Source organism: Aeromicrobium sp. CnD17-E, from assembly GCF_024124745.1.
Taxonomy (GTDB): domain Bacteria; phylum Actinomycetota; class Actinomycetes; order Propionibacteriales; family Nocardioidaceae; genus Aeromicrobium.
This window is the reverse complement of the sequence record NZ_JAMXRU010000155.1, coordinates 1-5,125: the sequence shown is the minus strand read 5'-3', so window position 1 is coordinate 5,125 and position 5,125 is coordinate 1. Positions and strand designations below refer to the sequence as shown.

Below are 5,125 nucleotides of genomic sequence, written 5' to 3'. Positions count from 1 at the left end.
CCGGCGACCTGCGTCCGCTGCCGGAGCCCGCCGAGCCGTTCGCCGCCTGGGCCGCGCGCCGACCGGGGCGCCTGCGGATCGCGCGCTGGGTCGACCCCTACCTGCCCGGTGTGACGGCGTCGGCGTCGTCGGTGCAGGCGTGGGAGCACGCGACCGACGTGCTGCGCTCCCTCGGTCACGAGGTCGTGGACGTGGAGAACCCGTTCCCACCCGCGTTGGAGCTACAGTTCAACGTCGTCTGGTCCAGCGGCATGGCGGCGGCCCCGATCCCCGACGCCGCCCTCGACCTGCTGCGTCCGACGACCCGCTACTGGCGGGAGCGGGGGCGCACGTACAGCGCAGCCGAGCTCGCGCGGGCGATCCAGTTCCTCGAGGCGACGACCCGCGACGTCGTGACGTCCATGGCCGGGTTCGACGCGTGGCTCACCCCGACCCTCGCGCTGCCGCCGCAGCCGGTGGCGTGGTTCACCGAGTCCGGCGACCCCGCCGAGGACCACCGGCGCGAGCTCGACTTCACGCCCTACACCGCCGTCTACAACATGGCGGGCGTCCCCGCCGCCAGCCTGCCGCTGTCGGTGGTCGACGGGCTGCCGGTCGGCGTCATGCTCGCCGGGCGTCCCGGTGAGGACGGTCCGCTGCTCTCCCTGTGCGCCCAGGTCGAGCAGGCGGACCCGTGGCACGACCGGCTCCCCCCACGGCGGTAGGTGGCCCGCGGAACCCGGGCGGGCGGTAGGTCTCGCGCGTCATCGACCGTCGATGACGCGCGCCAGCGACCGCTGGCGGAGGTTCCGCGCGTCACCTACCGCCCAGGGGGCTAGCGCACGACGCTCGTCCGCGCCGACGTGCGCGTGACGGTGGTGTAGCCGCTCCTGCGGCCCGTCACCTGCACCGTGATCCGCTTGCCGCGCAGGCTGCGCGGCACGACGAACGTCGCCGCGGTGGCACCCTTCACGGCCGTGCCGTTGGCGAGCCAGCGGTAGGAGAACGTCGTCCCCGAGGTCCACGTGCCGCGCACCACCGACAGACGGCGCCCGACGACCGCCGTGCCCGACACCTTGGGCGTCGACGCGGTCAGCGTGCCTGCCGCGACCGCGCTGGTCGGGGCGGAGGTCGCCGACGCCGTCTCGTAGCCGTCGCGCGTGCCGGTGACCCGCACCGTGATCCGGTCGCCGAGCGTCGCTGCGCCCGGCGTGAACGCCCTGGTGGTCGCAGCCGCCACGGGGGCGTCGTCCGCGAACCACTGGTAGGTCAACGTCGTGCCCGGCGCCCACGAGCCGACGTCGACACCGAGGGCCACCCCCACCTTGGCGGTGCCGGTGACCCTCGGGCGCCCCGCGACGGTGGCGCCCGCAGCCACCGCAGCCGTCGGCTCCGACGTCGCCGACGCGGTGTCGTAGCCGCTCCGCTCACCGGTGACCGTGACCGTGATCCGCGCACCCCGCTGCGCCGGACCCGGCGTGAACGTGTCGGTGGTGGCACCGGCGACGGGCGAGCCGTCGGCCAGCCACTGGTACGTGAGCATCGTGCCGGAGGCCCACGTGCCCGGGTCTGCCTGCAGCGAGCGTCCGACGGTCGGGTCGCCCGAGACCGTCGGCGTCCCGGCCACCTGGGTGCCGGCGGCCACCCGGTCCGTCGGGGCCGAGGTCGCCGAGGACGTGTCGTAGCCCGGCCGCGCGCCCGTGACGGTGATCGTGACCCGCGCGCCCTGCTGCACGGGGCCGGGCGTGAACGTGTCGCCCGTGGCGCCCGCGACGGGTGAGCCGTCCGCCAGCCACTGGTAGGTGAACGTCGTGCCCGACGCCCACGAGCCGACGTCGACGCCCAGCGGCTCCCCGACCCTCGGCGTGCCCGTGACCGCCGGGGTGCCGGCGGTCGTGGCACCCGCGGCGACCCGCTCCGTCGGCTGGGAGCGGCGCGACGTCGTGGCGTAGCCGTCCTTGGTGCCGGTCACGGTGAGCGTGATCGCGTCGTCCAGCTGCGCCGCGGTGGGGGTGAAGGTGCTCGTGGTGGCGCCCGGCACCTCGACACCGTCGGCGGACCACTGGTAGGCGAGGGCGGTGCCGGCCGTCCAGGAGCCTGCGCGTCCCGTGAGCGGGGAGCCGACGCGGGCCGCCCCCTCCACCGTGGGCGTCGACGCGTCGAGCACGCCGGCGGCCACCGCCGAGGTGGGGGCCGACTCCCTGGTCGCCGAGCGGTAGCCGCTGCGCGAGCCGGTGACGCGCACGGTGATCGTCCGCCCCAGCTGGTCCTTCGTCGGCACGAACGTCGACGCGGTCGCGCCCTGGACCACGGTCCCGCCCGCCAGCCACTGGTAGGCGAACGTCGTGCCCGTCGTCCACGAGCCGGGCTGCGCGGTGAGCGTGGCGCCCACCCGCGGGGTGCCCTCGACCACCGGCGTCGACGTCGCGAGGTCGGCGAGCACCGGGCCGTTGGTGACGGTGACGGTGGCGCTGTCGGCGCCCACGGAGTCGACGCGCACCGACACGTCGCCTGCGGTGTAGGTCTGGCCCGCCTGCCGCGACCCGTGCGCCACGGAGCCGTCGGCGCGCGGACGCAGCAGGGTGCTGCCCGTCGAGCCCGTCGCGCGGGTGCTCACCGTGACGCCCCGGGGGTACTTGCGGGTGCCGCTCACGGACGCGTTCGGCTCGAGCCGGTAGTAGCTGCGGGCGTCGCGGCCGCCCCCCGACCGGTACTCGACCCAGTGGCTCGTGCCGTCAGGGGACCGCACCTCCACGCCCCGCAAGCCGGTGCTGCTGCCGCGCGCCGCCAGGGTGCGGGTGACGGACGTCCCGGACCCGACGACCTCGACCTCGCCGGTGTCGAGGATGCCGAGCTGCGCGCGGTACTCGGTGTCGAGCGCCGGTGGGTCGAGGCTCTGGCTGGAGCTGATCGCGAGGCCCATCGGGCTGTAGAGGTCCCAGTACTCGCCGCCCTGGCCGTCCTGGCTGTCGAGGTTCGCGTGGTTGAGGCCGAGGTTGTGCCCGACCTCGTGCGCGAACGTGGCCGTGAAGATCGACGCCGACTCCTTCTGCGTCGACGACCCGCCGTCGTCCATGCCGCGCCCCACCGTGCCGACGCCGACGCCGTTGCACGTGTCGTCGACGACGACCAGCAGGTGGTTGCCGGGCTGGTCGAACGTGCCGTCGGGGAACTGGCGCCCGGCCTCGCTCCAGAGCGTCCACGGGTTGGCGAAGCCGCAACGCTGCGTCGCGTCGAGCGCGCTGTCGTAGCGGACCGTCGAGGCCGTGCCGAAGCTGGTGCCGGACTCCTCGCTCCACCAGCGCGTGCCGCCGTCGACGCGGGCCTGGATGGTCGCGTCGGAGTCGACGGAGGCGCCGCTGTTGCCGACCACGGCCACGTAGACCCGGTGCGGTGCCAGCGCGACGGCTGCCTCGGCGGTGTCCACCTGCGCGGTACGCACCGGCACGGGCTCGGTCGGGGTGCCGTCGAGGGCGGCGTCGAGCACCGGTCCGTCGACGAGCTCGGCCACCACGGTCGCCCCGACGACGTCGGGGGCGTCGAGGTCGAGGTCGACCGGCACGTGCGTGCCGTCGGCGAGGACGATGAGCGGCTGACCGCCGGTGTGGTCGTGGCCGGCGTGCGGGTCGCCGCCGGGCGCGACCGGCGCCGCGGGCTCGCTGACGACCTCGCGCAGCACGCCGCGGACCCGGGTGGTCTCGGCGCCCGCGAGCGTCGGGTCGGTGTAGGTGACGTCGTCCCCCGACGTGCGCACCGTCGGCTCGGCCGCCCGCGCCGACGTCGGCACCGTCACGAGGACCGCGCCCACGAGCGCGCCGACCACCGATGCACGACGACGCATCGCCGACCTCCACTCCCTCACCGACCGCCACCGGTCGGCGCTCCCGGACCCACCGTAGGCCGAAAGTCCCGGGACCGGAGGGGTTTTCGTCAGGGTGGCTGGCGGGTCGTCGTCCCTGGGCAGAGGCGCGCGAGGGTCAGGCGCGAGCGGTGAGGATCACGGGGTCGCCGTCGGTGACGGCGATGGTGTGCTCGCTGTGCGCGCCGCGCGAGCCGTCGGCGCTGCGGATCGTCCAGCCGTCGGGGTCCATGACGATCTCGTCGGTCGACTGCAGGAACCACGGCTCGATGGCCACGACGAGGCCGGGGTCGAGCCGGACCCCGCGACCGGCCCGGCCGTCGTTCGGCAGGTGCAGGTCGCCGTGCATGGTGCGCCCGACGCTGTGGCCGCCGAACTGGGTGTTGACCAGCAGGCCGTGCGACCGCGCGACGCCGCCGATCGCGGCGCTGATGTCGCCGAGCCGGTTGCCGGCGCGCGCCGCGTCGATCCCGGCCGCGAGCGCCTCCTCGGTGGCGGCGATGAGGGCGAGGTCCTCCTCGCGCGGCGTGCCCACCACGATGCTGACGGCGGAGTCGCCGACCCAGCCGTCGACCGAGCAGGCGAAGTCGAAGCTGACGAGGTCGCCGTCCTTCAGCCGGTACCGGTGCGGCAGCCCGTGCAGGACGGCGTCGTTGACCGACGTGCACAGCACCTTGCCGAACGGCCCGCGCCCGAAGGAGGGGGCGTAGTCGATGTAGCAGGACTCGGCACCGCGCTCGCGGATCATGCGGTGCGCGAGCGCGTCGAGGTCGAGCAGGTCGACCCCGACGTCGGCGGCGTCGACGAGGGCGGTCAGGACCTCGCCGACGAACTGTCCGGCGGCACGCATCTCGTCGACCTGGGCGGGGGTGCGGAGCTCGATGGCCATGTCGCCGAGGGTAGTCCGCCGGGCCCACCCGCCCGCCGAGCAGGCCGTCACCTCGTGTTCACCGCAGGTCCACGTCGGCGTGGGCCGTCTTCCCTAGCGTCAGCACGTCGAGGGGGACGGCCCGACGTCCCCCGGCTCTGGAGGAACTCTTCTCGTGACGATCTCGCCCGAACGCCCCCTGCTCCCCGTCGTCCCGCTCACCGGCGACGTCGAGGGCTGCTCCCCCACCGCCCCCTGTGCGTCCGGCCGCGCGGCCATGACGTGCCTCTACCGCTGCGGCGACGCGTGCTCGCACGACGCGCCCAACACGTCGTCGAACGAGACCTTCGCCGACGTCATGGCGCAGGTCGCCAGCCGTCGCGGCGTGCTGCGCGCCGGTGCCGTCATCGGCGCTGCGA

3 protein-coding genes and 1 pseudogene are annotated in these 5,125 nt (G+C 75.1%); 2 read left to right on the top strand and 2 right to left on the bottom strand.

The genetic code is table 11. The annotated features are described in order from the left end of the window. A partial coding sequence (locus NH339_RS17205; protein WP_253027229.1) for an amidase family protein occupies positions 1–704 on the top strand: 704 nt, incomplete at its 5' end. A gap of 110 nt (positions 705–814) precedes the next feature. Here the strand turns inward: NH339_RS17205 and NH339_RS17200 are convergent. Both NH339_RS17200 and map read right to left on the bottom strand, forming a co-directional pair. Further along, positions 815–3,820, bottom strand: coding sequence for a zinc-dependent metalloprotease family protein (locus tag NH339_RS17200; RefSeq protein WP_253027228.1), 3,006 nt, complete (start codon positions 3,818–3,820; stop codon positions 815–817). 136 nt (positions 3,821–3,956) lie between these two features. Beyond that, positions 3,957–4,727, bottom strand: a complete 771-nt coding sequence (gene map, locus NH339_RS17195) for a type I methionyl aminopeptidase (protein ID WP_253027227.1) — start codon at positions 4,725–4,727, stop codon at positions 3,957–3,959. A gap of 154 nt (positions 4,728–4,881) precedes the next feature. On the opposite strand from map, the pseudogene NH339_RS17190 reads away from it, so the two are divergent. Further along, positions 4,882–5,125 (top strand): annotated as a pseudogene (locus NH339_RS17190) (phosphatase); the annotation flags it as partial.

Bases quoted from the DNA above. Each gene is read 5' to 3' on its own strand.
- NH339_RS17200 (WP_253027228.1), bottom strand. From the start codon at position 3,820: ATGCGTCGTCGTGCATCGGTGGTCGGCGCGCTCGTGGGCGCGGTCCTC.
- map (WP_253027227.1), bottom strand. From the start codon at position 4,727: ATGGCCATCGAGCTCCGCACCCCCGCCCAGGTCGACGAGATGCGTGCC.